The sequence below is a fragment of the Deltaproteobacteria bacterium genome (assembly GCA_016219225.1).
Lineage (GTDB): Bacteria > Desulfobacterota > RBG-13-43-22 > RBG-13-43-22 > RBG-13-43-22 > RBG-13-43-22.
In genome coordinates this window covers 1-25,562 of the sequence record JACRBX010000025.1, presented here as the reverse complement: position 1 = coordinate 25,562, position 25,562 = coordinate 1, and the positions used below count along the sequence as shown (strand labels likewise).

23 protein-coding genes, 3 tRNA genes and 1 pseudogene are annotated in these 25,562 nt (G+C 50.6%); 17 read left to right on the top strand and 10 right to left on the bottom strand.

Annotated elements, in window-relative coordinates; translation table 11 throughout:
• From HY879_01860 to HY879_01810, 11 genes are all read left to right on the top strand, one after another.
• A partial coding sequence (locus HY879_01860) for an antibiotic biosynthesis monooxygenase (GenBank protein MBI5602078.1) occupies nucleotides 1-214 on the top strand: 214 nt, incomplete at its 5' end.
• Nucleotides 199-477, top strand: coding sequence for a hypothetical protein (locus HY879_01855; protein ID MBI5602077.1), 279 nt, complete (start codon nucleotides 199-201; stop codon nucleotides 475-477). The genes HY879_01860 and HY879_01855, both read left to right, overlap by 16 nt.
• A 125-nt stretch (nucleotides 478-602) precedes the next feature.
• Nucleotides 603-2,510: an ATP-dependent metallopeptidase FtsH/Yme1/Tma family protein gene (locus HY879_01850; GenBank protein MBI5602076.1), complete on the top strand. Its 1,908-nt coding sequence runs from the start codon at nucleotides 603-605 to the stop codon at nucleotides 2,508-2,510.
• Between the two features lie 26 nt (nucleotides 2,511-2,536).
• Nucleotides 2,537-2,719 carry a hypothetical protein gene (locus HY879_01845; GenBank protein MBI5602075.1) on the top strand — a complete coding sequence of 61 codons (183 nt, stop codon included), beginning with the start codon at nucleotides 2,537-2,539 and terminating at the stop codon, nucleotides 2,717-2,719.
• A gap of 188 nt (nucleotides 2,720-2,907) precedes the next feature.
• Nucleotides 2,908-3,231 (top strand): hypothetical protein, encoded by a 324-nt coding sequence (locus HY879_01840; protein ID MBI5602074.1) that lies wholly within the window; start codon nucleotides 2,908-2,910, stop codon nucleotides 3,229-3,231.
• A gap of 317 nt (nucleotides 3,232-3,548) precedes the next feature.
• Entirely contained in the window at nucleotides 3,549-3,923 is a 375-nt protein-coding gene (locus HY879_01835) for a DUF883 domain-containing protein (protein MBI5602073.1), read from the top strand.
• Nucleotides 3,924-4,140: 217 nt separating this feature from the next.
• Nucleotides 4,141-4,698, top strand: coding sequence for a DUF1003 domain-containing protein (locus HY879_01830; protein MBI5602072.1), 558 nt, complete (start codon nucleotides 4,141-4,143; stop codon nucleotides 4,696-4,698).
• 48 nt (nucleotides 4,699-4,746) lie between these two features.
• A complete protein-coding gene (locus HY879_01825) occupies nucleotides 4,747-7,023 on the top strand; it encodes a glycosyltransferase family 4 protein (protein MBI5602071.1) in 2,277 nt (758 codons plus the stop codon).
• Nucleotides 7,024-7,038: 15 nt separating this feature from the next.
• Complete coding sequence (locus HY879_01820) at nucleotides 7,039-8,073, top strand: glycosyltransferase family 4 protein (protein MBI5602070.1); 1,035 nt, start codon at nucleotides 7,039-7,041, stop codon at nucleotides 8,071-8,073.
• A 2-nt stretch (nucleotides 8,074-8,075) separates the two neighbouring features.
• Complete coding sequence (locus HY879_01815; GenBank protein MBI5602069.1) at nucleotides 8,076-9,017, top strand: glycoside hydrolase family 130 protein; 942 nt, start codon at nucleotides 8,076-8,078, stop codon at nucleotides 9,015-9,017.
• Nucleotides 9,018-9,069: 52 nt separating this feature from the next.
• The gene (locus tag HY879_01810) at nucleotides 9,070-10,548 is read left to right on the top strand and encodes a glycoside hydrolase family 130 protein (protein MBI5602068.1); all 1,479 of its coding nucleotides are present in this window, start codon (nucleotides 9,070-9,072) and stop codon (nucleotides 10,546-10,548) included.
• A gap of 187 nt (nucleotides 10,549-10,735) precedes the next feature.
• Here the strand turns inward: HY879_01810 and lpdA are convergent, their stop codons facing one another.
• The 3 genes from lpdA to HY879_01795 form a co-directional block, all read right to left on the bottom strand.
• Nucleotides 10,736-12,169 carry a dihydrolipoyl dehydrogenase gene (gene lpdA / locus HY879_01805; GenBank protein MBI5602067.1) on the bottom strand — a complete coding sequence of 478 codons (1,434 nt, stop codon included), beginning with the start codon at nucleotides 12,167-12,169 and terminating at the stop codon, nucleotides 10,736-10,738.
• 116 nt (nucleotides 12,170-12,285) lie between these two features.
• The gene (locus tag HY879_01800) at nucleotides 12,286-12,849 is read right to left on the bottom strand and encodes a formylmethanofuran dehydrogenase subunit E family protein (protein ID MBI5602066.1); all 564 of its coding nucleotides are present in this window, start codon (nucleotides 12,847-12,849) and stop codon (nucleotides 12,286-12,288) included.
• A gap of 74 nt (nucleotides 12,850-12,923) precedes the next feature.
• Entirely contained in the window at nucleotides 12,924-13,271 is a 348-nt protein-coding gene (locus HY879_01795; GenBank protein ID MBI5602065.1) for a hypothetical protein, read from the bottom strand.
• Nucleotides 13,272-13,571: 300 nt separating this feature from the next.
• On the opposite strand from HY879_01795, the gene HY879_01790 reads away from it, so the two are divergent.
• Nucleotides 13,572-14,099, top strand: a complete 528-nt coding sequence (locus HY879_01790) for a class I SAM-dependent methyltransferase (protein ID MBI5602064.1) — start codon at nucleotides 13,572-13,574, stop codon at nucleotides 14,097-14,099.
• 97 nt (nucleotides 14,100-14,196) lie between these two features.
• Here the strand turns inward: HY879_01790 and HY879_01785 are convergent, their stop codons facing one another.
• From HY879_01785 to HY879_01775, 3 genes are read right to left on the bottom strand one after another with little or no spacing between them, the layout of a single operon-like run.
• Nucleotides 14,197-14,748, bottom strand: a complete 552-nt coding sequence (locus HY879_01785) for a cysteine hydrolase (GenBank protein MBI5602063.1) — start codon at nucleotides 14,746-14,748, stop codon at nucleotides 14,197-14,199.
• Between the two features lie 24 nt (nucleotides 14,749-14,772).
• Nucleotides 14,773-15,027, bottom strand: a complete 255-nt coding sequence (locus tag HY879_01780; protein MBI5602062.1) for a CopG family transcriptional regulator — start codon at nucleotides 15,025-15,027, stop codon at nucleotides 14,773-14,775.
• Nucleotides 15,028-15,047: 20 nt separating this feature from the next.
• A complete protein-coding gene (locus tag HY879_01775; GenBank protein MBI5602061.1) occupies nucleotides 15,048-15,635 on the bottom strand; it encodes a VOC family protein in 588 nt (195 codons plus the stop codon).
• 218 nt (nucleotides 15,636-15,853) lie between these two features.
• Between HY879_01775 and HY879_01770 the strand changes: the two genes are divergently transcribed.
• Nucleotides 15,854-17,695 carry an alpha/beta hydrolase gene (locus HY879_01770; protein ID MBI5602060.1) on the top strand — a complete coding sequence of 614 codons (1,842 nt, stop codon included), beginning with the start codon at nucleotides 15,854-15,856 and terminating at the stop codon, nucleotides 17,693-17,695.
• Nucleotides 17,696-18,040: 345 nt separating this feature from the next.
• Here the strand turns inward: HY879_01770 and HY879_01765 are convergent, their stop codons facing one another.
• From HY879_01765 to HY879_01755, 3 genes and pseudogenes are all read right to left on the bottom strand, one after another.
• The gene (locus tag HY879_01765; protein ID MBI5602059.1) at nucleotides 18,041-18,910 is read right to left on the bottom strand and encodes a class I SAM-dependent methyltransferase; all 870 of its coding nucleotides are present in this window, start codon (nucleotides 18,908-18,910) and stop codon (nucleotides 18,041-18,043) included.
• Between the two features lie 119 nt (nucleotides 18,911-19,029).
• Nucleotides 19,030-20,478 (bottom strand): annotated as a pseudogene (locus HY879_01760) (RtcB family protein).
• A gap of 215 nt (nucleotides 20,479-20,693) precedes the next feature.
• On the bottom strand, nucleotides 20,694-21,122 hold the full coding sequence (locus HY879_01755; GenBank protein MBI5602058.1) for an archease: 429 nt from the start codon (nucleotides 21,120-21,122) through the stop codon (nucleotides 20,694-20,696).
• Nucleotides 21,123-21,523: 401 nt separating this feature from the next.
• Here HY879_01755 and HY879_01750 point away from each other — a divergent pair, with 401 nt between their 5' ends.
• Entirely contained in the window at nucleotides 21,524-23,926 is a 2,403-nt protein-coding gene (locus HY879_01750; protein ID MBI5602057.1) for a fused MFS/spermidine synthase, read from the top strand.
• Between the two features lie 55 nt (nucleotides 23,927-23,981).
• Here HY879_01750 and HY879_01745 read toward each other — a convergent pair whose 3' ends face one another.
• Entirely contained in the window at nucleotides 23,982-24,686 is a 705-nt protein-coding gene (locus HY879_01745; protein MBI5602056.1) for a DUF1638 domain-containing protein, read from the bottom strand.
• Between the two features lie 422 nt (nucleotides 24,687-25,108).
• On the opposite strand from HY879_01745, the gene HY879_01740 reads away from it, so the two are divergent.
• The 3 genes from HY879_01740 (at nucleotide 25,109) to HY879_01730 (ending at nucleotide 25,547) form a co-directional block, all read left to right on the top strand.
• Nucleotides 25,109-25,184, top strand: a tRNA-Thr gene (locus HY879_01740).
• A gap of 74 nt (nucleotides 25,185-25,258) precedes the next feature.
• Nucleotides 25,259-25,343: transfer RNA gene (locus tag HY879_01735), tRNA-Tyr, on the top strand.
• 127 nt (nucleotides 25,344-25,470) lie between these two features.
• Nucleotides 25,471-25,547 (top strand) — tRNA-Gly (locus tag HY879_01730).
• Nucleotides 25,548-25,562 lie beyond the last annotated feature (15 nt).

The window sequence follows — 25,562 nt, the reverse complement described above, 5'->3', positions numbered from 1 at the left end:
GCGCTGTGACTGTTGCCAGAATGTGGATAACGAAAATGAACTCTGTCTTCTTGAGGAATGGGATACCCAGGAGAGCCTTTTGAGTCATTTGAAGTCGGAGCGATTTAAGGTGCTCCGGGGAGCGATGAATCTGCTCAAAGAACCCTATAAAATGATGTTCCACACTATGTTCCATCCGGAGGGATTGAAGGAATTATTATGCCAACGACCATAAAATCCGAGAGTATAGATCAATTACTGGCCGAGGCCGATGAACTTATTGGAAAAATCAATTCAGAATTCATCGAAGACCTGGAAGAAGAACATCGCCTCCAGTTTGAAAAACATACTCAAAGATTGCAGGAACTCAAGTCTGAAGTTCAGGCAAAGACCGAGGATAAAGGAACAGCAGAATCATTTTCCTCGGCCGAGGGAATGCATGAGGCGATCCTTGATATTGTCAAAGCCATGAAGGACTTGACCCGCTATCTTTCCTGATTTTCGTCAAAGGCCATTAAAAATGCCGGGACTTCAATCAATCGAGGCAACTGACCCGAAGGCGCGCATAGATCGAATTCCGGCATTCCGATGTTTAAAAATATTAAAAGTTATGAAGGGAACCTATGCCATTCAATGGAATAAAAGATTCAGTGGATAATTTCAAAGACCGGTTTCGTTCGCTCTTCAGCCCCCGGGACCCCCAACAAAAGAAGAATACCTTGCCTCCAAAGGCGCATTTCAGCATCTGGTATTTCCTGATCGTCTTTTTGATATTTACCTTCGGGCAACAATACTTTCTTTCTCGAAAAGTAGAGACCATTCCCTATAGCCAGTTTAAACAATACTTGATGGAGGGAAACGTTATTAAACTGACCATCGGTCCGGAAAATATCAGCGGAACACTGAAAGGAAAAGAAAAAAAGCCGGGGCAGGAGTTTACCACGATTCGGGTGAATGATCCTGACCTGGTGAAGGACCTGGACGAACACAAGGTCAGTTACTCCGGATATATGGAGAGTAAATTCCTGAGCGGCCTTTTATCCTGGATCCTCCCTATCGGACTTTTTTTTCTGATCTGGCGATTTGCCATGAAAAGGATGGGGCCGGGGATGGGGGTCATGTCTTTCAGCAAGAGCAAAGCCAAGCTTTTCGCCCAGAACGAGACCAAGGTCACTTTTTCCGATGTAGCCGGCATTGATGAGGCCAAAGAAGAACTTCAGGAAGTCGTGGAATTTTTGAGCACTCCGGATAAATTCCAGAAGCTGGGAGGGAGGATTCCCAAAGGGGTGTTACTGGTCGGCCCCCCGGGAACCGGCAAGACCCTTCTGGCCAAGGCGGTGGCCGGCGAGGCCAAAGTCCCTTTCTTCAGCATCAGCGGATCGGAGTTTGTAGAGATGTTCGTCGGCGTAGGGGCCGCACGGGTGCGCGATCTTTTTTCTCAGGCGACTCAGCAAGCCCCCTGCATCATCTTCATCGATGAACTGGATGCCTTAGGAAAGGCCCGGGGAATCAATGTCATGGGTGGCCATGACGAACAGGAACAAACGCTGAACCAACTCCTGGTGGAAATGGATGGATTCGAAACCAATAAAGGGGTCATCATCATGGCCGCCACCAACCGGCCGGAAATTTTGGATCCGGCCTTGTTGCGTCCGGGGCGTTTTGATCGGCAGGTCCTGGTGGATCGCCCGGATATCAACGGCCGGGAAGCCATTCTGAAAATCCATTCCAAGAATGTCCTGTTAGGTCCCGATGTGGATCTCCGCAAAGTCGCCGGCCGCACCCCGGGTTTTGTAGGGGCCGACCTGGCCAACCTGATCAATGAGGCCGCCCTGCTGGCCGCCCGGAAAAATAAAGAAATGGTCGAATTGGCGGATCTTGACGAGGCTATCGACCGGGTGGTTGGGGGACTGCAGAAAAAAACCCGGGTCATGAATCCGCTGGAGAAAGAAATCGTTGCCTTTCATGAGTCCGGACACGCCATCGTGGCCGAATCGGTTGAACATGCCGACCCGGTGCACAAAATCTCCATTATTCCCCGAGGGATCGCGGCCCTCGGATATACTCAACAGCAACCCACGGAGGATCGCTATTTAATGACCCGCTCGGAGTTACTGGACCGGCTGGCCGTTCTTTTAGGCGGCCGGGTGGCCGAAGAGCTGGTTTTCAAAGAGATCTCCACAGGGGCCCAGAACGACTTGCAGCGGGCCACAGACATTGCCCGCTCCATGGTTGCCGAATATGGTATGAGCGATCGCCTGGGACTGGTGACCTATGAGCGCCCTCGTCAGCCGATGTTTCTCCCGGCAGGTTTTGCCCCCGGCAAAACCTACAGTGAAGAAAAAGCCGGCCAGATTGACGAAGAGGTCGCCCGGGTCGTCGAGGAAGCCCATCAAAGGGTTCAGGTAATTCTCTTGGGGCAGCGGAAGGTCCTCGATGATTTGGCCCATCTCCTTTCGCAGCAGGAAATCGTCCAAGGGGAGGAGCTTAGAAAGATGTTGTCCGAATCCCGCCCCAAGCCGGGAAGCTGATTCCTTTCAGTTCCGGAGAGAAAATAGTGAAGGTTAATCCCTTTTGGAAGGCCCTTCAGCCGGGAGAAAGTACCGAAGGGTCTTTGGACGTCACGATCCCCAAAAATGCTGTTAAGGAAAAGGCCCTGGGGAAGATGGAAGTCAATCTGGTCTATGTCCCTTCTCCACTTAAACGCGAGACATTGACGCTGCCTGAAAAGGTTGAATAAGGTTTGGCTTCCTTTTGGCGCCTGGTTCAATAGGCAGACGCTTACGACCCCGTCCCACCTGGACGGGGTCCATGAACAAATCAAAATAAATAAAAAAATTCCTTCCAATGAATCCTCCGGCCGGGACTGTAGGGAGCCTCAATCCATTTGGCAAAAGGCTTGCCCTTGACATCTAAAGGAAAAAAACAATGAAAGTGCTTCCAGTCTACCCCAACTACCCGGATACCTTCTGGAGTTTTAAATATGCCCTGTCCTTCATTTCGAAAAAAGCTGTTCAGCCGCTGCTCGGTTTGCTCACGGTGGCCACCATGCTTCCCGAAGAATGGGGAAAAAGACTAATCGATATGAATGTGACTGATTTAAAAGACCAGGATCTTCAGTGGGCCGATTATGTGTTTATCATTGCCATGACGGTTCAAAAAAAATCAGTCCGAGAAGTTATTTCCAGGTGCAAGGAAACGGGCGTTAAAATCGTGGCCGGCGGACCGCTCAGCTTTTGCCTTTGGCCATAACCTATTCGATTTATGGATTCCATTTCCGAAAAATATTCAAATTAAACTTCGGGATCGATCCGGTCAATCAGGGGGGAAAAGGGTCAGGTTTGGAAACGTATAGCCTACCCTAAAAAAAATAATGTCTTTTATTCAATAAAATACATAGTTAGCCTTATTTACTAATTTTTTTTAAAGCATAAAATTTTAACGCGTTCAGGGAATGAAAGAAGACAGAACCTCAAAATCAAGGCGGGGCTTGTTTGTGGGAGTCTTGGCGCCCCGTTGATTGGTCCGAAAAATAATCAGCGTTTTTTTACAACAGAAGGAGTTTTCGTATGGGTATGACAATACCGGTAACCGTGCCAGTGGTTGAGAGGGAGCAAGTCACCAAGAAAAAACTAATGGAAGACCTTAAAACCGTTGTAGTCGATGCGGAAGAACTGTTAAGAAAGGCAGCTTCCGACCAGACCAGGGAATGGATTGCAACAGCGCAGGCCAAGGCGAAAAAATCGTTAAAAGCCGTCAATGACTGGCTCGCAGAGGAAGAAGGTGCGATGAAAACCAAAGCCAGGGCGACGGCCAAGGCCACTGAGGACACCATACGGGCCAATACCTGGATGGTTCTGGGAATGGCTGCTATGGCCGGCTTAATGGTCGGTATTTTGGCTGTACGACGTGGGCTGGCTGCCATAGAAAAAGGGAAAGGCTGATGGAGTCCGGAGAAGAGCTGTAGCCCCGCTTCGAATAAGATCGGCCTTCAATATTGGTCTGAGAATAGGTTCGACAGGCAATCACCTCTAAATCAAGGAGGAGGAGATTAATCTGCTTCCCTCTCCCCTGGTGGGAGAGGGCGAGGTACTGAGGGGTTAGAGAGCGAAGTCAGATAAATTGTTTTCTGACATTTGAATCCGCCAAGAAGGTAAAACGATGAATCAAAAAATAAACGAAATATCGGAAAAGCTCTTTCGTGCAAAATTTGAGCAATTTGGGGAACGAGAAAAGAAAATTGCTCGCCATCTTGCTGAGAAAAAACCTATTTCGCGAAATGTGGCCAAAACTTTTTCCGAGCAACTGACTCTTGGCCAACGAATCGCTGATCGGGTAACGATTTTTGGAGGCTCCTGGACTTTCATTTCCCTCTTTGGGGCCGTACTATTCCTTTGGGTCCTGCTGAACTTTTTACTTCTCAGCAAATTGGGCAGTACCTTCGACCCCTATCCGTATATTCTATTAAACCTGGTCTTGTCCATGCTGGCCGCTGTTCAGGCCCCGATCATTTTGATGTCTCAAAACAGGGCCGCCGAAAAAGATCGCCTGAGTGCGGAACATGATTACGAAGTCAACCTAAAGGCGGAGCTTGAAATAATGGCCCTCCATGAGAAAGTAGACTTGCTGAGAGAAAAACAATGGAATGAACTTATTTCAATTCAACAGGAACAGCTAAACCTCCTGAGCCAGTTGGTTAAAGGTCTAAATAAAAAGTAATGAACCGTGGGTTAGCCCCGCCCACCATTTATGAAGGAAATATTCGTCATGGAAAAAGGATCGACCCACTCAACCATCAACCGCATTGGGTTCATCGGCAACTACCTGCCGCGCCAGTGCGGCATCGCTACATTTACCACCGACTTATGTGAGGCCATCGCCGCCAAATACGAGGGCACGACCTGTATTGCTCTGCCCGTCAACGATCTCGATGCCGGCTATCCCTACCCGGCCCGGGTTCGCTTTGAACTGATTGAGAAGGATATTGACTCCTATCGCCGCGCCGCCGACTTCCTGAATATTAACAGCGTAGACCTGGTCTGCCTGCAACACGAATACGGGATTTTCGGCGGGCGGGCCGGCAGTCACATCCTGGCCCTCCTTCGTGAATTGCGCATGCCCATCGTCACGACCTTGCACACCATTTTGCATGATCCCGATATTGACCAACAACGGGTGTTGGAAGAAGTCGCGGCCTTGTCCGATCGGTTGGTGGTCATGAGTGAACGGGGCAGGGAATTCCTGCAAAAAATCTACGGGGTCCGGCCGGAGAAGATTGATTTCATCCCCCACGGCATCCCCGATGTGCCCTTTGTGGACCCCAGTTTCCACAAGGACCTCTTTGGTGTTGAGGGCAAAACGGTCTTACTCAGTTTTGGGTTGCTTTCGGCAAATAAAGGGATCGAAAATGTTATCGCCGCTCTGCCTGCCATTTTGGCCCGCCATCCGAACGTGGTCTACATCATCCTCGGCGCCACCCATCCCCATGTCAAACGGCAGGAAGGCGAATCCTATCGGCTGTCTCTGCAATGGCTGGCCCAGGAAAAGGGGGTGGAAGGTCAGGTGATCTTCTACAACCGCTTTGTCAGCCTGGAAGAACTCGTCGAATTCATCGGCGCGGCGGACATTTACATCACCCCTTATCTCAACGAGGTCCAGATTACCTCGGGTACTCTGGCCTACACCCTGGGGGCGGGCAAGGCCGTGGTTTCGACACCCTACTGGTATGCGGAAGAAATGCTGGCCGAAGAACGGGGGGTCTTAGTGCCCTTCCGTGACCCAGTGGCCCTGGCGGAGCAGGTGATCGACCTGTTGGACAACGATTCGAAACGCCACGCCATGCGCAAGCGTGCTTATCTGTTCGGGCGGGCGATGCTTTGGCCTATTGTGGCCCGAAGCTACATGGAGAGTTTTAAACGCGCTCGGACCGAACGCCGTTATTTCACCCCATCGGGCTTCGCGGTCAAACCGCTCGATAAACGTCCCGGGGAATTGCCCCCGCTCAAACTCGATCATTTACACCTCATGACGGATGACACCGGCATGTTGCAACACGCCAGGTTCACCATACCCAACTATCGGGAGGGTTACAGCATCGATGACAACGCCCGTGCCCTGATCGTCAGCACTCTTTTAGAGGAACTGGGCAGAGGCGAGGCCTTCAAACTGGCTTCCCGCTATCTCGCTTTCATCGGGTATGCCTTCAATACGGAGACCGGGCGATTTCGCAATTTTATGGATTATCAGCGTAATTGGCTGGAAGAGAGCGGCTCCGACGACAGCCATGGCCGCACCTTGTGGGCCTTGGGCACCGTCTTGGGCCGATCTAACACGCCGGTCCTCCAGAGTATGGCCGGCTGGGTGTTCGAACAGGCCTTGCCGGCCATTCTTAATACCACCAGCCCCCGGGCCTGGGCCTTCGCCCTCATCGGTATCCATGAGTATCTCAGGCGATTTGAAGGTGACCGCAGGGCCAACCAGGTTCGGGATGAATTGGCCGGACGATTGCTCACCTTATATAAAAATAGCTGTTCGGATGAATGGTGCTGGTATGAGGCCGGGTTGACCTATTGCAACGCCGCGCTGCCGCAGGCCCTGCTTATGTGCGGCCAATGGATCCCGGATAAGACCATGACCGAGGCCGGACTGGAGTCGCTCCATTGGCTGGCTGACTTGCAGCGGACTGACGCGGCCGGGGGTCATTTTGTCCCCATCGGCTCCAATGGCTTTTACCCGCGCGGCGGTGAACGGGTTCGGTTCGATCAACAGCCGGTCGAAGCGCAAACCATGGCCTCCGCCTGCCTCGAAGCCTACCGGAGTACCGGAGACGAACGCTGGCGCAAGGAAGCCCGCCGCGCCTTCGAGTGGTTCCTCGGACGCAACGACCTGAACCTTCCTGTTTACGACCCGACGACGGGAGGTTGCCGGGACGGCCTCCATCCCGACCGCCTAAATGAAAATCAAGGCGCAGAGTCGACGCTCGCCTTTCTTCAAACCTTATTGGAACTGCGCCTGGCTGAAAACACCCTTCAGCCGACCGGTTAACGTGAAGGACAATCTATGCGGATTGCGATGCTCTCACCGATTGCCTGGCGCACGCCGCCGAGACATTACGGCCCTTGGGAAAGTGTGGTCTCCCTTTTAACCGAGGGGTTGGTCTCGCGCGGCTATGATGTTACCCTCTTTGCCACCGGTGATTCGAAAACAAGCGGCAAGCTGCATGCCGTTTGCGCCCGGGGCTATGAAGAAGACCGCTCCATCCTGCCAAAAGTATGGGAGTGCCTGCATATTTCGGAACTCTTTGAGCATGCGGAAGATTTTGATATTATTCATAATCATTTTGACTTTTTGCCCTTGACCTATACCGGCCTTATCACCACCCCCTTCGTTGCCACCATTCATGGCTTTTCATCACCCGGAATTTTGCCTGTTTATAAAAAATATAACAACAAAGTATTTTATGTTTCCATCAGCGATGCCGACCGGTCTCCGGATCTTGACTATATCAAAACCATCCATCACGGCATAGACGTGAAGCAGTTTGATTTTCAGCCTGAGCCAGACGATTATCTTCTCTTTTTCGGCCGCATTCACCATGATAAGGGAGCCCGAGAGGCCCTTGAAATTGCCAGGGCCGGCAATAAAAAGCTGATCATGGCTGGAATCATTCAGGATGAAGCTTACTATCACCAATACATCGAACCGTACCTGGACGAACGGTGTGCGGTCTATGTCGGCAGCGTCGGGCCGATTCAGCGAAACCTGCTGCTCAAGAATGCCTTGGCGCTTCTCCACCCCATAAATTTCAATGAGCCTTTCGGACTGTCCGTTGTAGAATCCCTGGCCTGCGGCACGCCCATAATCGCCTTTAACCGAGGGAGCATGCCTGAACTGATCGAAGACGGCAAAAACGGCTTTCTCGTTACAACTGTGGATGAGGCCATAGACGCTGTGGCCCATATAAAAGATATTGATCGAACCTGCTGTCGCCGCCGGGTTGAACAGCACTTCACCGTCGATCGTATGGTTGAAGAATATATTCAGGTCTATGAAACTATTCTTGAAGAGACGAAAAGAGAGGAACACCGAAATTAACGATGAATACGCAAGCGTCCATTATAAAACGTAATAAAAAAAACCCCATTCTTACAAAAGAGGATGTCCCGTACCCGGTTGCCACGGTCCACAATGCCGGTATGGTCAAACGGAACGGCCGCTATATTATGCTTTTCAGGTCGCATTTGCACAACGGACGCTCACTCATCGGCCGGGCCGACAGTGACGATGGTTTTTCCTTTACGGTCCACCCTGAACCCTTTCTCACACCGGCCAAGGATACCTTTTTTGCAGCCTATGAGGAGTACGGAGTCGAGGACCTCCGCATAAACCCTATAGAGGGCGAATATCTTCTTACCTACAGTGCCTACTCCCGGCACGGGGTGCGCATTGGTCTTGCCCGGACCAAAGACTTTAAAAGCATTGAGCGTGTCACGATGATCACCCAGGCCGACCTTCGCAATGTGGTTATTTTCCCTGAGAAATTTCAAGGACGATTCGCTCGTCTGGACCGGCCCCATTCCGAAATTTCACCCTGGTCCATCTGGATTTCCTATTCCCCGGACCTGGTGCACTGGGGCGATTCACGAGTGATTATGAAGCCGGTTCCCTATCACTGGGATGAAATGAAAATCGGGCCCGGCGCACCGCCCTTCAAAACCGACCACGGCTGGCTGCATATTTACCATGGAGTCTTTAAGACTATGGCTGGTGCGGTGTATCGCCTTGGCGTGGCTCTGCACGACCTTCATGATCCGGGGAAAATCATCGGTGTTTCCGATCAGTGGATACTGCAGCCCGAGGATCCCTGGGAAGTGAGCGGTTACGTACCCAATGTTGTTTTTACCTGCGGCGCTGTTCCGGAAGACGACGGGTCGATAAAAATTTATTGGGGTGGCGCCGATACCGTCATGTGCGCCGGCACTGCCGTGATTGATGACCTGGTACAGTTATGTCTCACCAATTCCAGGGCGGCGCTGTAACCAAGGCGAATAATATAATTTAGCCGCTAACTCTATCAAGGAGCCCTGTCTAATGATCCAACAACAACTGTCCCATTTAATCGTCAAACGAAAAAGGAATAAAATCTTAGGGGACTCCTCCCGCGTCATTACCCGGCTTCATTTGCCGGACGGTGAGTATCGCATAGCTAAGATCATTCAACGCATAGTGGATTTGCCCGACACCACAGCCGAAGTCATTCTCGCACAAATATTGATTGATTTTTCCGAACGGCACAAAAACATCAAACGTGTTTTTGCGCATCACAGGAATGAGGTCAATGATTACATTCCCCGGGAAGTCGTGCTCAGCGAGACCAAAATGGCTCTCATAGGGGCCTATTTTACTATGGAGTACTCCATTGAATCGGCGGCCCTTTTTAACCCTTCCATTGTCCCGCATCCCGATCAAACCCATCTTGACCAGGGCAGCTTGCGCTTTATCATGAGCCTGCGGGCCACCGGCGAAGGGCATATTTCCTCGATTGTATTTCGCAGCGGTGTTCTGGACTCGGACAACATGGTTCTCTTCAACCCGACCGGCGATTACGTCGAAACACCGGAGGTCCATTTAGATTCGGTTTACGACCGGCATCTCTTTGATCTGAAGCTTCTCGAAATGGGAGCCAGCGATGAGGTAACCGCTCATCTTCTTGGCCGGTTGCCGGAAGCGTTCACCTATAACGAATTAAAAAATGAAATAGAATCGCTCCGGACGACCCCGTTTTTCCCTATTACGCGCCAAAATAAAATCTTCGAGGTTATGTACTGGCTGATCAATTCCAATTATGAAATAAACTTCCAACCCACTCATCGAATTTCTGAACGGGTTATCTTTCCCGTTTCGAAAATCGAAAGCAGAGGTATTGAAGACGCCCGTTTCGTGCAGTTTATCGATAACAATGGGGAGGTTACCTACTACGCAACCTACACGGCTTATAATGAATTGAACATTCTGCCACAGTTGATTACCACCAAGGAATTTCTTAAATTTAATATAATAACCCTCAACGGCAAAGCAGTACAAAACAAAGGCATGGCTCTTTTCCCACGTAAAATTGACGGCCGCTACGTCATGCTTTCCCGTCAGGACGGTGAAAACAATCACGTCATGTTCTCGGACAATATCCATTTCTGGCAGGAGTCCAAAATCATACAGGAACCAACACGTCCCTGGGAATTTATTCAGATCGGTAACTGCGGCTCACCCTTGGAGACCGAAGAAGGAAGGATAGTACTCACCCACGGTGTCGGGCCCATGCGTCAATATTGCATTGGCGCTATACTGCTTGATCTTGAAAATCCGGCAAAAATCATCGCCCGCCTGGAAGAACCGTTACTGTCACCGCGTGAGGAAGAGCGCGAGGGGTATGTCCCCAATGTCGTTTATAGCTGCGGTGCGATTATCCATAACAACGAGTTGGTCATTCCCTATGCCATGGCTGATGTCATGTCCGGTATAGCAACCGTTGGAGTGAGAGAATTAATCAACTCCATGCAACCGGTGGTTTGATGCTCTTGGGATGCGTTCAAGGAGCCGGCAGGCCAAGTCTTTGTTGGTGACAACCATTTCACGGAGTTTTGCCGGGACGTATAAGTAGAAAATATAAAGCAAAATGCTAAAGAAATAACCCCCGGCACTTGCCTACAGTATGAAATGGGACGGCGTTTTTATTCGGAGGTGGACAAGGAAGATTCTTTTAATCCATGCAGCCAACTCCTAGGGCCTTATGGGCCGTTTCCAACAGGGCCTCGGAAAGGGTGGGGTGGGCGTGGATGGTCCGGGCCAGGTCTTCGACTGTAGCCCCTAATTGAATGGCCAGGGTCCCTTCGGCGATAAGGTCCGTGGCATGGGGGCCGGCGATCTGGACCCCGAGAATTTTCCGGCTTTGCCTTGCGGATATGATTTTGACCTGACCGACGATCTCGCCCATAGCCTGGGGTTTGCCAAGGGTTCTGAAAAGAAAGGACTCCGATCGCACCTCCAGGCCTCTTTCCAGGGCCTGAGGTTCGGTAAGCCCCACTGTGGCCACTTCAGGAAAAGTGAAGATGGCCGAAGGAACTACCTCATAGTTCATGGTCCGGTTATGGCCCAGGATGTTTTCTGCGGCTATGATCCCTTCGGTGGAGGCCACATGGGCCAGCATGATCTTGGACGGCCCCAGGGCATCTCCGATGGCATAGATGCCGGAGATATTGGTCTCCATCCGCTCATTGACTATGAGCCAGCCCCGTTGATCCATTTCAATTCCCAATGAAGAAAGGCCTAAGCCCTGGGTATTCGATTCCCGCCCAACGGAGACCAGGACCTTTTGGACTTCCATTTCGATAGGCTGGCGGTCCTTTTCTTTGACCTCTTTTAAAAAAGGAGAAGGGCCGATAGCCACCTTGATCCGGCCATTTTGAATTTCCGTCTTTTCCACGGTCTTGTCAAGGAGGACCTTAATCTTGCGCTTCTTCATCTCCCGCTGAATGATGATCGAACAATCAGTATCGATGGACGGGAGGCCGAGCAGGCGGGGCAGGGCCTCCACCACGGTCACCTGACTGCCCAATAAATTGAAGATGAAAGCAAATTCGCAGCCGATCACCCCGCCGCCAACAATCACAATCGATTCCGGGATTTCCTTTAACAGAAGGGCATGGCTGCTGGAAAGGATATGCTCTCCGTCAAAGGGGAAGGCCGGAAAGACCATGGGTTTGGAGCCTGAGGCGATGAGGATATGATCGACCTCGATTTGTTGCCGGTCCCCATTTTTGTTATGCACCAGAACCTTCTTCGGATCCTGGATGAAAGCCGTTCCTTCTATGAACTGGATCTTATAACTCTCGAATATTTTTTTGATCCCCTGGGCCAGGATGGAAATGACCGCATTCTTGCGGGCCATGATCCGTTCCATATTGGGCCGGAAACCCCCTTCCAGATCTATGCCGAATTCCTTGGCCCGGTGGAAGTGATCGATGGTCTCAGCCGTGGCCTTGAGGGTTTTGGTGGGGATGCAGCCCCAGTTCAAACAGGTGCCGCCGATGGCCTCCTGTTCAATGACAAATACTTGAGCTCCTAATTGTGCGGCCCGGATAGCGGCTATATAACCTCCCGGTCCGGCTCCGATGATTCCGATTTTTTTATGCATACCAGCCCTATGTCAGTGATAGTTAAGTTTTTTTACGTTCGAGTCTTGCAACTTGCAACTTTATTCTTAAACTCAGACCTGATCCCCGACCCCTGATCCCTGAAGTTATTTTCGCCCTAAAGATACGGGGAATCTCCCTGGCAGGCCAGGCAGAGCCCCTGGCTGTTTTCGGGATAAGCCTCCCGGCACTGGGGACAAATGACCCGCTTCCCCCTTTTTGTTTTTGCCAGGTAAGCAGGCCGCATCCGTATTTCCTGGAGACTTAAGAGATCAGCCCTGCCTTTTTGGATGGCCTCCAACAATTCTTCCGGATCGACTTCCTCTTTGGGTTTCAATTTATAATACCAGTCTTTTATCTCCGGCCATTCTTCTATCCGGAGGGGATTCAAAACCACCCGTATCCCCTGGCCCGTGTCTTTGTCGTAGAGGGCCAGGGCAAAACGTCCAAAATTCCGGATGCTCAACCAATTGTTGCCGCTGGTACAAGGAGTCAGCAGTTGGATGGCATCCGGCAGACATTTATTGGTTTCCGCAAGGGCATTAAACAAAACCCCCGCTGGGATATGTTTTAAAGCCCGATCCACCATGACCCCGCCCAACACCACTCCTGGGGCGGGAAAGCCGTGGAATTCCTTTACCCGGTCTACAAATTCTTTAAAGGTATAGGGACCAATCATCATTGCCTCATTGAGAGCGGACAACCACCCGCTTTTAGCCCTCAGCAAAATTATTGACTTTTAAGTGGAAATTTCAGTTACGCATATTTTCGGAGAAATCGCTTGGTCGCCCAATGAAGCACCTCTACTGCGTAATTCTGCCCGGCAAGATAAACGCCCACCCCGAACAGCATGTGCACCAATAGGAAAAAAATAGGACCGCCGACTACGATTATCAGCGGCTTGTTCAACTTCACCGACAGATAGCTCAAGAAAAGCAGGGCAGGCAAACCTATCAAATAACTCATCGCCAGCAGGGTTAAGCCGACGTAAACGCGCTTGCCAGGTTGCAGCTTTAAGATCGATAGCCCTTCCGGTTTGGCCAGGGATTTTTGACCGAACTTGGTTTGCGCCAACCTACTGGCAAATAACCTGAGAAGGGCCACTTATAATTTTTTCCTTGTTTGTCACTGCTTATGAACTTTTGTGATAAAAAGCTCTCCTAAGCATAACAAAAAGTTGAGCCAGAGGCAAGCGCCATTTCCCGCCGATAGTTTTCTGTATAACCTTCCCCTTATAAATGATAAATATTATCTTGACAAATTCTTTGCAATTAATTTTTATGTCAAATAATATTAGGGCGTAACATGAACAGGCATAAAAGTACTGGATTCCGGCTTTCGATAGGAATGACGGAGGAACTCCGGGGAACCCTCAATCAGGAATTCGTTTTAAGGAATTGGCCCATGAAAATACTGGACATCGGCTGCGGCAATCGAAAGATCTCCGGGGCCGTCGGATTGGATCGGAATCGGGGATCCCAGGCTGATGTCTTCCACGACCTGGACGTCTTCCCCTATCCCTTTGAGGAGGATCACTTCGACCGGATCTACGGGGTCGACGTACTGGAACATGTCGGCGATGTGATTCGGACCATGGAAGAGATTTACCGGATCGGAAGGCCCGGCGCTCAGGTTTTTATCCGAGTTCCCCATTTCACCAGTACCCAGGCCTACGGAGATCCAACCCATAAACATTTTTTTAATACCGAGTCACTGGATTATTTTTGCGGGGGGTTCCCCGAATATGCGTTCTATACCCAGGCCCGGTTTAAGAAGATCAGGGTCCGGATCAACTTCTGGAAGATCCACCGGATCGACGGGGTGTCCTTCCTGGCCAACCGATTTCCCATTTATTACGAGAAACTGTTCGCCTTTATGTTTCCGGCCATGAATATCGAGTTTCAGTTGGAGATTGTTAAAGGAAGAGTTTGACAGGATTAACAGGATTTACAAGTAAGAGAGCCTTTTTTCCCCTTAGAAATCTAAATAATCCAGTAGATCCTGTCCAATAAAAGGTTTAAAAAAATAGTTAGCTCAAACCTGAAATCATATCCTCGGCATTGACGATTTTGGCATAAACCGCCCCCAGGGCAGCCAGGAAGGCGGCCTGGACCTGCCGGGCCGGAACGGTTTCATCTCCGAAGGTGAGGGACCGGGTGGCACAGGCATTGTGCACGACCGTGCATTGAAAACCATGGTCAAAGGCGGCCCGGGTTGTGGCCTCCACGCACATGTGGGTCATCATACCGGCGATGATCAGGTGATCGACCTCTTCTTTTTTCAGCGCCTCCAATAAGGGCGTATTCCGGAAGCTGTTGGGAAAGTATTTCTGGATCACCAATTCGCCAGTGAGAGGACGGACATTGGGGTGCATTTCGACCCCTTCCGTGCCGGGGATAAAAAAGGTCGCCCCGGGACGGGCGGAGAGGTGTTGGATATGGATCAGGGGCCAATTTTTTCCCCGGAAAAAGGTCAGGACCTTTTTGGCCTGTTCACTGGCCAAAAGGCTGCCTTCCAGTTCCATCTTGCCTCCGGGAAAATAATCATTTTGGATGTCGATCAATAAGAGTGCTTTATTCATCTTTTTTATTCCTTTCTTGACTGATTACCATTGCCTCTCAACCATCCGGCGATGATAAGATTTCTCCTTTGATAGAAGCTTTTTCTCTTCCGGGTCCGGTTCGTCGGAAAAGGCCTTGTTGATCCGTTCAAGAAGTTGGCGGTTGCGGTGTTCTTGAATAAATTTTTTTACAGCCAGGGCAAAAAGTTGACTGAGGGATATCTTCATTTGTCGGGCTAATACGGCCGCATCTTTGAAAATGAATTCCTGAATGGAAATGCTGGTTTTAACTTGAGCCAAATTGGTTTCCTCCGGTTTTATCAGTCCTTGCGGATGCCGTGAAACAGTTCGCTGCCCACGCCGGGATAAACTTTGCGTTGATTTTTCGGAGTGGGGGTCAGAACCGGGGGCCAGACTTTGGGGTTGGCTTCCGGGCCTTCCCGGGCAATCTTCGAGGGCGCCGAATCGGTTATGGTCGGATTCCGACGGATATCGATCCCCTCCACGTTATGGCTGAATTCGATGGGGATGCCGTTGGGGTCGAAGCTATAGATGGAATGGATAAAGCCGTGATTGATAACTTCAGAGACCTCAAATCCGGCGGCCGTGAGTTTGTCCTTGATCTCCCAGAGGTCCTCTTCGGTTTCTACCCCGAAGGAGACATGGTCGAAGATGAAGGGACCCTTGACCGGATAGCCGTGCTCTTTTTCGCGAACAGGAACGACCCCGGGCCATTCAAAAAAGGCTAAAAGGTCCTTGTCTGTGATTTGAAAGAAATAATGACGGTAGCCCGGTTTTCCCAGACCGGCCACCAGCCGCATACCCAGCAAATCCCGCCAAAAACGGATGGTCCGGTCCATATCGCCGGTGGCCATGGCCAGGTGATTGACGCCGTTATAATGAATCATGGCAACCTCCAAACCCGAACAAGTTTAACCATACAGATTTGAAATCTCCCTGTTACTCGTTTCATCTATATTATCTTAATGGACCCCCTGCGGGCAACTTTATTTTGCTTCCAAAGAGGGTGTTGACAAGACCAATTGGTCGTACTATACCTTTTAATCAGCCGGTATACCATAAAACTTCGCTATCCTTCTTAAACATCTGGAGAAAGGATCAAGAAATGAACACCCCGAAAAGGTTTCAACCCCCCGGTCCGGTTGCCCTGGTGATCTGCTTTTTCTTTTCCTTATTCATTTTATTGGGGTCTGTTATCACGGCCTCGTTCATCCAGAGGGATTTTGGGAGGGTGGCGGTGACCAATACCACCTTTCTTAATTATAACCGGATACCCATCCGGGCAAAACTTTTCAGGCCAATAACGGTTACCCATCAAAGCCCTTCACCGGGAATCGTCTATGCCCATGGTTATCAGAACAACCGGGAAACCAGCGACGCCTATTGCCTTGAATTGGCCAGGAGAGGTTTTGTCGTCCTGGAGATTGATGCAATCGGCCGGGGCAATTCGGGCCTTCCGAACGACCTTAAAGATCCGAGTTTTGACAAGACCTATGGTGTTTTTTCCTCTTTCCAATATCTAAAGACCCTGCTTTTTGTATCCAGGGACTCCCTGGGGCTGATGGGGCACAGCCTGGGTGCGGAGTGGGCTTATACGGTGGCCCTGAAGGATCCGGACGCAAAAGCCCTGGCGATCTCCGGATTTGCCTATCGAATGGATGCCTCGGAATCCAATCCCAGGAATATGCTTATGATCATTGGGAAGTGGGATGAATTCCGGAAACGGATGACCGGTACCCAGGACATCGAAAAGGAGTGGATGAGCACTCCCCAGTCCCGGAAGGTCATCCCCGTTGCCGCTCCGCGGCTTAATGAAACCTATGGCGATTTTGCCCAGGGTACGGCCCGAAAGGTTTTTGTGCCTCCCTTAACCCATGTCCAGGAGTCTCACAATCGGGCCGCCATAACCGAGGCCTTGACCTGGATGAGAAAGGCCTTAAACCCGCCTCATCCATACTGGATCGAAGCGACCCGGCAGATTTGGCCCATTAAAGAGTGGGCCACCCTGACGGCCATGCTGGCCAGTTTTGCATCCCTTCTTTTTCTGGGGGCACTGCTGTTGAGAATGGAGTTCTTCGGAACCCTCCGGGGTTCTCCCTCCCCGGCCTATACCTGTTCCGGGAAATCATTTTTTAAGTTGGCCGGGCTAAATGCGATCCTGATGGGGCTTTACCTGCCTCTGATTTTTATCCTCTTCGGCCTGCACGTCTTTGTCGTCCCCATTGACCGGCTCTTCCCCATGATGATGGTCAACGGTACGGTCTGGTGGTTTTTCTGGATCAATGTCATCGGGTTTTTTCTTTTCAAATATTGGTACCGGAAACGGTCGCGGCAGGCTGGACTGACTTTGGCGGACCTGGGGATCTCTTACCATAAGTATCGATTCGCCTTGGACGGGGTGGCCATCGGCAAAACGATTCTGTTGGGTTTCATCCTTTTCTTTTATGTTTATTTCAGTGAGCATCTGCTGGAATACGGATTTATCGTCGATTTCCGGTTCTGGTTTCCCTTTGCCAGCGATCTGACTCCCTATCGGGCCAAGGTCTGCCTGCTCTATTTCCCCTTTATCCTGGTCGGGTTTTTAGGAACGGGCCTCTTTCTTCACGGCCAACTGCGAAGGCCCTTCAAAGAAACCTGGTTGAGAACCTTTATCTCCTGGTCCTTTTCCAATAGTTTTGCCCTGATCTCCCCTTTGATTCTTTTATTGATGGTTCAATATATTCCCTTGTTAACCACGGGATTTATCCCCTTTGTCGGACCGGGGGGGATGTTTGTCACCTTTGTTCTCAATCTGTTCCACATAGTCGGGGTATTGTTGATGACCGTCCCCATTTCCACCTGGTTCTTCCAACTCACCGGCAAAATTTACCTGGGGGCCCTGGTCAATGCCGCCCTGGTTACCTGGATGTTCGTTTCTTCGCAGGTGGTGGCCCCTATACCGGTTTAGGTCGAAAATACCGTTCAGCGTTCGGCGAAAACAATTTTCATGATTCGTGGTGCCTGCTTCGGGGCGGGTATGAGGGTTTAGTTCGAAAATAAATTTCGGGGATCAGGGATCGGGGTTCGGGGGTCAGTTGAAAGTGGAAGTTGCAAGTTTCAAGTTTCAAGCGTAAAAACTCTGTACCCTGTACCTTGAACCATTTTTTTCCCATGGCGCTCCCTGGGACATGAGGCTTTTGTTCAAAAAGACGAATAATGAATTTCGAACATCGAATTTCGAATTATGAAGTTTTTCCCCCTTCCTTCGACATTCAGGATTCGTTATCCGAAATTTCAATGTTTCGTGGCGCCCTCAAGGAGGGGGGTAGGAAGGAGTATCCGGGGCGGTATTGGTCAGGCCCAGCAGGCGGAGGGATGTTCCTTTATAATTTTTTCCGGATAAACAAAAAAAGGCCGGAGCTTCCAGCCCGCTTTGCAGAATCAGCGATTGCCAGATCTCGGCCTTGCGAAGCAACCGGTCCCCGGGGTTCAGGGGAAAAACAAAAAAATACCGGCCCTGAGGAGGACTCTTCAAAACCCTCTTGATTTCCCTGAGTACCTTGGGAATATCCGGAACGAGGTCCAATAAATTGAGACTGATGACCATGTCCCCGGCCTTTCCCGAGAAGGGGAGATGTTCCACTTTCCCGGTCATAAAATGGATATTTTTAATCTCCCTTTGTTGGGCCAGACGGGTCCCCTGTTTGATCATGTGTGTGGAGAAATCCACCCCGAAAACCGCACCCTCCGGACAAAAATATTGGGCCAGAAAAACCTCCTGCCAACAGGAACCCGCTCCCAGGCTGATGATCTTTTGCCGGGGTTCGATCTTTCCCAAACGGTTTAATAAAAAAAGGCCCCGAGTCAGATTTCTCCTGGAATATTCCGCCCAGTTGGGGGCCCAGCTCTCCCAGAAATAAGGATTCTCCAATTTTTGATCCGAAAGCCCTTTGAATTTTTTCAGGGCCCGTTCCAGGGCTTCCAATTCTTCGGGACCCATTTCAGCACCTAATGTTCCATCCAGAAAATGTTCCCAGGTTTCTTCAATAAATAGCTGTTTGGGCGTTAAAGGGATAAAGTGGCTGCCGAAGAAGGTTCCCCGGGATGTCAGTTTTATGGGCTGGACCACGTTTCGATTTTGGATTTTAGATTTTGGATTTCGGAATTTTAAAACCATTTCCATATTAAGTCCCCATGCTCCATGGGAGCACCACGAAGCATGAAAAGGGATTCAAGGGGTCCAGGGGCCAAGGATTCAAGTGAAAGGCGTGGAATTTAAAACCCTTGAACCCTATTTTCGTCTTAACCCTTGATTACCCCCAGGGGTCTCAAACGGGCTACCTTTCGGGAGATACCGGCTTGATGCGCCACTTCGACCACTTGAGCCACGTCTTTATAGGCCTCTGAAATTTCTTCCACAATGGTTCCCAACCCGGCACCTCGGACATAAATCCCCCGATCTTCCAGTTCCCGGGTAATGGCCCGGCCTCTGGCCACCTTTTTGGCCGCCTGGCGGCTCATCAGCCGGCCGGCGCCGTGGCAGGTGCTGCCAAAGGTCTCAGCCATAGCCCCCGCAGTCCCTAATAAGACATAAGAGTACCGCCCCATGTCACCGGGGATCAGGACCGGCTGACCCAGCTCCTGGAAGTCCGCAGGGATCTGGGGATGATGCGGGGGAAAGGCCCGGGTGGCCCCTTTACGATGGACGCAGAGCCGTCTTTTTTTGCCTTCCCAGACATGGTCCTCAAACTTGGCGATATTATGGCAGACGTCATAGACCAGCTTCAGTTGAAGGTTCTTAGGTCCAAGGCCTAAAACCCGTTCCAGGGTCTCCCCGACCCAGTGGGCGATAATCTGTCGGTTGGCAAAGGCGAAGTTGGCGGCTGCCGACATGGCCCCGAGGTAATCCTGTCCCTCCGGGGAAGAGATCGGGGCGCAGCACAATTGGCGATCCGGTAATTCAATACCGTATTTGGCCGTGGCCTGGAGGAGTTTTTTGATGGAGTCGTCGCAGACCTGGTGGCCCAGACCACGGGAACCGGTATGGACGATGACGGTTACCTGCTGGTCGAATAGTCCCAGTCCACGGGCTGCTTCGGCATCGTAAATGGTCTCTACGTAGCCGACTTCGACAAAATGATTTCCCGAACCGAGGGTGCCCAATTGATCTTGTCCTCGTTTTAAGGCCTTATCCGAAACCAGATCCGGCTTGGCCCCTTCGAGACATCCCCCTTCTTCAATGTGTTCCAGATCCTTGGGACTTCCAAAACCCTGCTGGACCGCCCAACGGGCCCCCAAGGTCAGAACCTTTCCCCACTCACCGGCCGAAACTTTAAAATCCTTGCGATGGGAACCAACCCCGGAAGGGATATTGCGAAATAAGGCCTCGACAATTTCCCTGATCCGGCCTTCAACCTCTTTGCGGCTCAACCCGGAGCGCAGCAACCGCACCCCTCAATTGATGTCGTATCCGACCCCGCCCGGTGAGACGACCCCTTGATCGGGATCAAAGGCCGCTACCCCCCCAATGGGAAAGCCGTATCCCCAGTGGATATCCGGCATGGCCAGAGAAGGACCTACGATCCCCGGAAGCCAGGCCACGTTGGCCACCTGCTGGAGACTTTGGTCCTGCTTTAAATCCGGGAGCATCGCCTCGGAGGTAAAGATCAAGCCATCAGTCCGCATCTTCCCTTCCTTAGGGATGCGAAAGCGGTAATCGTCTATTTTTTCAATTTTTATTTTTTCGGTCATAATGGTCCCCCTAATCATGTAAATCCTGAGGTCTTTTCAAAAGTCTTAATTATGCAAAATTAACACCCAATAGGTCAGACCCGCCCGGGCGAGGCTGGCAATTTAATGTCAATCTATTGTCAGGCAGGATGCCTGACCTATTTTAACTTTGCGTGAGATGTTTTTAGAGTCCGACCAAAGGGCGCTAAGTACTAACCCCCAACGTTATTTTCGAATTAAAGATCAAAAATGACCCGGGCCCGCCAGCCCCCCTTTTCTTCCCAGATGCGCAGTTGATGATAGGTCACGGCCTTTATCCCCAATTTAAAGAGATGTTTTTGGGGGTCATATTCCTCTCCTATGGCCGAGGCCTGAAGGGCCGGGGGGGTCAGGGACCTGATCAGGAATTGGCTGAAAACCAGGTGCTCGGTCTCAAAAATATAGAGGAGTTCTCCCAGCCAGCCGACCAGCAGGGCTTCCTGATCCGGGGCCTCGACGGTTACGGCCTTTTCCTTTTTTGGTTCGATCCGACGGGTCTCGACCATGATATCGAAAAAGGACCAGGCCGATTGAATGAAAAGATCGCAAAGATCCTTTCCCTGGACCTCCATCCCCAGGTCGGCGGTATGGCTGATCAGGCGATAAGGTTTATGGGAATAGGTCATAATTTAGTCCGAAAATAAAGTTTCAAGATGCAAGAAGCAAGTTTCAAGTAAGAACACCTTGGACCTTGAATCCATTTTTATGATTCGTTGGGGCACGACGGTTATTATAACGGAGTTCTTCCTTCTTTTCAGCAAATATTTTGTTCCACTTTTGCCTTGCATTCTTCGGGGTTTGGAATTAAAAAGTTAGCCGAAGTCATGACGTCGGGCGCCCTGAAGTATGAAAATGGAATAGAAGGGGCTATAGGCTATAAGCAATGGGCTATGGGCAGGTCTTTTTCTGTTTTTTGTTTGCCTCTCGTCTGGTTTTTTTTCATACAAAACCCTTGGGGGAGGTTCTTTCACTTGCAACTTGCAACTTGCAACCAGCAACTTTATTTTTCTGTTAAAGGCAGGCTACAATGATACGACCCATTGTCCTTTTATGCTTTTTTTTATCCGGTTTTAGCGGCCTCCTCTATGAAGTCCTCTGGCTGCGGATGCTTATTTTGATCTTCGGCTCCACCACCCTGGCCGTCAGCACGGTCCTGACCTCTTTTATGGGCGGCCTGGCTCTGGGCAGTTATTTCTTCGGACGGATCATGGACCGCCAGAAACGCCCGCTTTTGTATTACGGCCTTTTAGAAGGGGTCATCGGTCTCTATGCCCTGATGGTCCCCTGGCTATTTTCCCTGCTGGTTCCTGCTTACCGGGTCATCTGGGCCCAGTTTCATCCCAACTTTTATGGTTTTACCCTGATGCAGTTTTTATTGGTCTCTGTGGTCCTGGTCGTCCCGACAACCTGTATGGGTGCCACCCTGCCGATCCTGAGCCGCTGGGCCGTGCAACAGGAGAAGACCCTGGGGGTGACCATCGGCCGCCTCTATGCCTTAAACACCTTCGGGGCCGTTCTGGGCACGGCCCTGAGTGGATTTTTTCTGCTCCCTCTCCTGGGGGTCCAAAAGACTTTAGGGATCGCCGTAGCGGTGAATCTTTTGGTGGCCTTATGTATTCTGGCCCTCTACCGGCGATCTCCTGCCCCGCCGGTTTCCCAAACGCCCGAACCTCCCATCGATAAGGAACTTTTTCGGTCCAAGGTTCCCATCCCGGCCCTGTCCAAAGGGGTCATCTGGTCGGTAGTGGTTGGTATTTCCCTGTCCGGGTTTATCTCCATGATTTATGAAGTGGCCTGGAGCCGGACCCTTTCTCTCTTGGTGGACTCCTCGGTCTATGGGTTTTCGATCATGCTGACCACCTTTCTGGTCGGGATTGCCCTGGGCTCCTATTTTTTTTCCCGCCGGGTGGACACCCTCCGCTTTCAGGGATTTGTCTGGGCAGTGCTTCAAATCGGCATTGGGGTTTTTGCTTTTGTCAGCCTGCTTTTTTTCCAGGAACTGCCTTACTGGTACCTCCTCCTGTATCGATCTCTGGGACAATCCATTAACCTGCTTTTGACCGGAAAATTCATTTTAGCCTTTTTTATCATGCTGGCCCCGACCCTGTTCATGGGGGCCATCTTTCCCTTAACCATCAAGATCTATGCCTCCAATATCAACCAGATAAGCCGGATGGTGGGCAATATCTATACCATCAATACCCTCGGCTGTATCCTGGGGTCCTTTGCCGGCGGATTTTTTCTGATCCCCTTATTGGGGATCCGCAATACCATCCTTCTGGGAATCGGATTGAATCTCTTGCTCGGTTTGTATTTGCTGCTGATTACCACCGCCCCCCGACCTTCACTGAAATGGATCGCCGCCCCGGCCGTCTTTTTGTTGACCCTGGGCCTCCTCTGGTTTCCTCCGGCCTGGAAAGCGCCCTTGATGGTCAGTGGGGTTTATATCTATGCCCACAATTTTAAAAATACCTCTCACCGGCAACTCATGAAAATGTATGAGCCCCAAAATGAACCGCTGCTGTTTTACAAAGAAGGACATACCTGTACCATCAGCGTTCATAAATCCCGGCGCACCGGCACCATTTATATGAAATCCAACGGCAAAGTGGAGGCCTCCACCAAAGGCGACATGCCCACCCAGGTATTGGTAGGACAGATTCCCATGCTTCTGGCCCCTCAACTGGACGAAGTTCTGGTGGTCGGCATGGGCAGCGGGGTGACGGTGGGTTCGGTGACGCCCTTTCCGGCCCGAAAAATCACTTTGGTGGAATTGGAAAAGGCGGTTATTGAGGGGTCCCGCTTTTTCGATCAGGTCAACAATCGGCCCCTTGAGGATCCCCGCTTGACCCTCCGGGTGGCCGATGCCCGGAATTATCTCCTGGTCACCCCCGACCAGTATGACGTCATCATCTCCGAGCCTTCCAATCCCTGGATGGCCGGGGTAGCCAATGTTTTTACCCAGGAGTTTTTTCGTTTAGGCTATAATAAATTAAAACCGGAAGGGGTCTTTTGCCAATGGCTCCAGCTTTATAAGATCTCCCCGGAAAGTTTTAAGACGGTTTTGACCACCTTTCAGGCCGTGTTTCCTTATGTCTATGTTTTTCAACCGCAACAGAAGGATTTAGTGATGGTAGGTTTTAAGAAAAAGCCCGATTTATCTCTGGCACGAATAGAAGAAAGGATGAAATGGAAGCTCGTGGAACAGGATTTAAACCGGATCGGGGTCAGGGATTTGCATAACCTGATTTCCCGGTTTACAATGGGTCCGGATGAAGTGGCCACCCTGACCCGAGGCGGGATCCTGAATACCGATGACAATGCCCTGATCGAATTTTCTACACCCAGGACCCTGTTTGCGGAAACAGAGGATCTAAACGCCCAAATCCTGGAGCCTTTTAAACAGCCGGCAGGGAAATATTTTTATTAATCAGTGGGGATCAGCGGGGGCGTCGGTTAATAGCCAGAGAGAAAGTATTTTTGCATCATAGATGAGGCTGGAGTGCAGGGGTCTCCCGAGGAGGCGTCGCAGCTTCCCTGAAAATATGTTTCAGGGTTACGGTCTCGCCGGGATTGATTTGGATGAAGTCTTCATCCCATGGACCGGTCAGGAGCTTTTTCAGGTAGTCCAGTGTTCCCTGGATCACCTGAGGTTTCAGGGCCAAGGCATCGCTGATATTCTGCACCCGTACCAGAAAGCGGCCCAGATCGTAGGCGCCGGTGTCAATAATACCCAATCGCTGATAGTGGCGGAGCATGGCCTTAAAAACCCTGTCGGCCTTTTCTTTTCCATAACGCCTTACCGTTTCCTGGTATTCCCCCCATATATTCCTTTCATAATCCAGCCACCCTTTGGTGAGAAAATAGGTCCCACACTCGCGGCAAATCTCTTCACGCCTCAAGCCGGAACCCAGCATCAAGGTGATGCAATCGTCTACGCGGGGGAAGATGAGACGAAAGTCTCCGGCCCTCAGCCCGAGCAGGGCATTGCCGCAATAGCCGAAAGCCAAGAGGGTCTGGCTGACATTCTCTATATGATCCAGTTCCTCCTGGAGGCGCTTTCTTAAGGAATCGGGTTTCAGGTGCAGCCCTGATTCTATCCATAATACGGGATAAGGGCACCCGGTTTCTCCCAGGGCCACCCGCAGCTCCTCGGCAATAGTACGACAGGCAATAATCACAGTATTCATTCTTTTAATTATCTCACGGTCTTCGATAGTCCGTTTCCGGGGAAACAGGCTGGATCCCCAGGTTATCCCATGGCCCAGCCCATGTCAAGGGCATCCTGAGTATAGTACGGATTCACCCTTGCCGCCCCGCCAATGGCGGGACCTCCTCGGCTTTTGCAGCATTGAGGTTTCTTCGTAAACCGATCCTATAATTTTTTAAAAACTTTTAAATTTTTTTATTGATATTTAAGTCGAAATAAATTAAATTAAATATTTTTATATAGATAAATGATAGCCGAACCAAAGAATAACTTCCCGATATAGTTAAAAATAATCCCTCCTGGCGGGCAATAGAACGAATGACGGATAGATCCGGCAAAAAAAAATGTTGAATAATTCTTGGAAGGCTTTATAATTAAAAAATATTTTTTAAAGACTATTTGGCCAGCGTAGCTCAGTCGGTAGAGCGACTGATTTGTAATCAGTTGGTCGGGGGTTCGATTCCCTTCGCTGGCTCCAGGAAGGGTTTTAGCGAAACAAATCATACCGGTCGTATTGTTAGAAGTTAGACACCAATAAATAAACCCACTTTGGGAGGGGTTCCCGAGCGGTCAAAGGGAACAGACTGTAAATCTGTCGGCCATGCCTTCGGAGGTTCGAATCCTCCCCCCTCCACCAGCCATGAAAGGGTATGGTATCGATTGACGGGGGAACCCGGCAACGAGGAGGATGTAGGAAATACGGTTAAGTAGGGCCATATTGATAAAACTACAGCCATAGGTTCTCTTTTCCTCAAAATTAATAAGCGGGAGTAGCTCAGTTGGCTAGAGCGTCAGCCTTCCAAGCTGAGGGTCGCGGGTTCGAATCCCGTTTCCCGCTCCAACAAACAAGAGCTAT

Bases quoted from the DNA above. Each gene is read 5' to 3' on its own strand.
- HY879_01815 (MBI5602069.1), top strand. From the start codon at position 8,076: ATGAATACGCAAGCGTCCATTATAAAACGTAATAAAAAAAACCCCATT.
- HY879_01770 (MBI5602060.1), top strand. From the start codon at position 15,854: ATGAACACCCCGAAAAGGTTTCAACCCCCCGGTCCGGTTGCCCTGGTG.
- HY879_01825 (MBI5602071.1), top strand. From the start codon at position 4,747: ATGGAAAAAGGATCGACCCACTCAACCATCAACCGCATTGGGTTCATC.
- HY879_01810 (MBI5602068.1), top strand. From the start codon at position 9,070: ATGATCCAACAACAACTGTCCCATTTAATCGTCAAACGAAAAAGGAAT.
- HY879_01775 (MBI5602061.1), bottom strand. From the start codon at position 15,635: ATGATTCATTATAACGGCGTCAATCACCTGGCCATGGCCACCGGCGAT.
- HY879_01755 (MBI5602058.1), bottom strand. From the start codon at position 21,122: ATGACCTATTCCCATAAACCTTATCGCCTGATCAGCCATACCGCCGAC.
- HY879_01790 (MBI5602064.1), top strand. From the start codon at position 13,572: ATGAAAATACTGGACATCGGCTGCGGCAATCGAAAGATCTCCGGGGCC.
- HY879_01855 (MBI5602077.1), top strand. From the start codon at position 199: ATGCCAACGACCATAAAATCCGAGAGTATAGATCAATTACTGGCCGAG.
- HY879_01750 (MBI5602057.1), top strand. From the start codon at position 21,524: ATGATACGACCCATTGTCCTTTTATGCTTTTTTTTATCCGGTTTTAGC.
- HY879_01850 (MBI5602076.1), top strand. From the start codon at position 603: ATGCCATTCAATGGAATAAAAGATTCAGTGGATAATTTCAAAGACCGG.
- HY879_01765 (MBI5602059.1), bottom strand. From the start codon at position 18,910: ATGGAAATGGTTTTAAAATTCCGAAATCCAAAATCTAAAATCCAAAAT.
- lpdA (MBI5602067.1), bottom strand. From the start codon at position 12,169: ATGCATAAAAAAATCGGAATCATCGGAGCCGGACCGGGAGGTTATATA.
- HY879_01785 (MBI5602063.1), bottom strand. From the start codon at position 14,748: ATGAATAAAGCACTCTTATTGATCGACATCCAAAATGATTATTTTCCC.
- HY879_01835 (MBI5602073.1), top strand. From the start codon at position 3,549: ATGGGTATGACAATACCGGTAACCGTGCCAGTGGTTGAGAGGGAGCAA.
- HY879_01745 (MBI5602056.1), bottom strand. From the start codon at position 24,686: ATGAATACTGTGATTATTGCCTGTCGTACTATTGCCGAGGAGCTGCGG.
- HY879_01830 (MBI5602072.1), top strand. From the start codon at position 4,141: ATGAATCAAAAAATAAACGAAATATCGGAAAAGCTCTTTCGTGCAAAA.
- HY879_01840 (MBI5602074.1), top strand. From the start codon at position 2,908: ATGAAAGTGCTTCCAGTCTACCCCAACTACCCGGATACCTTCTGGAGT.
- HY879_01800 (MBI5602066.1), bottom strand. From the start codon at position 12,849: ATGATGATTGGTCCCTATACCTTTAAAGAATTTGTAGACCGGGTAAAG.
- HY879_01820 (MBI5602070.1), top strand. From the start codon at position 7,039: ATGCGGATTGCGATGCTCTCACCGATTGCCTGGCGCACGCCGCCGAGA.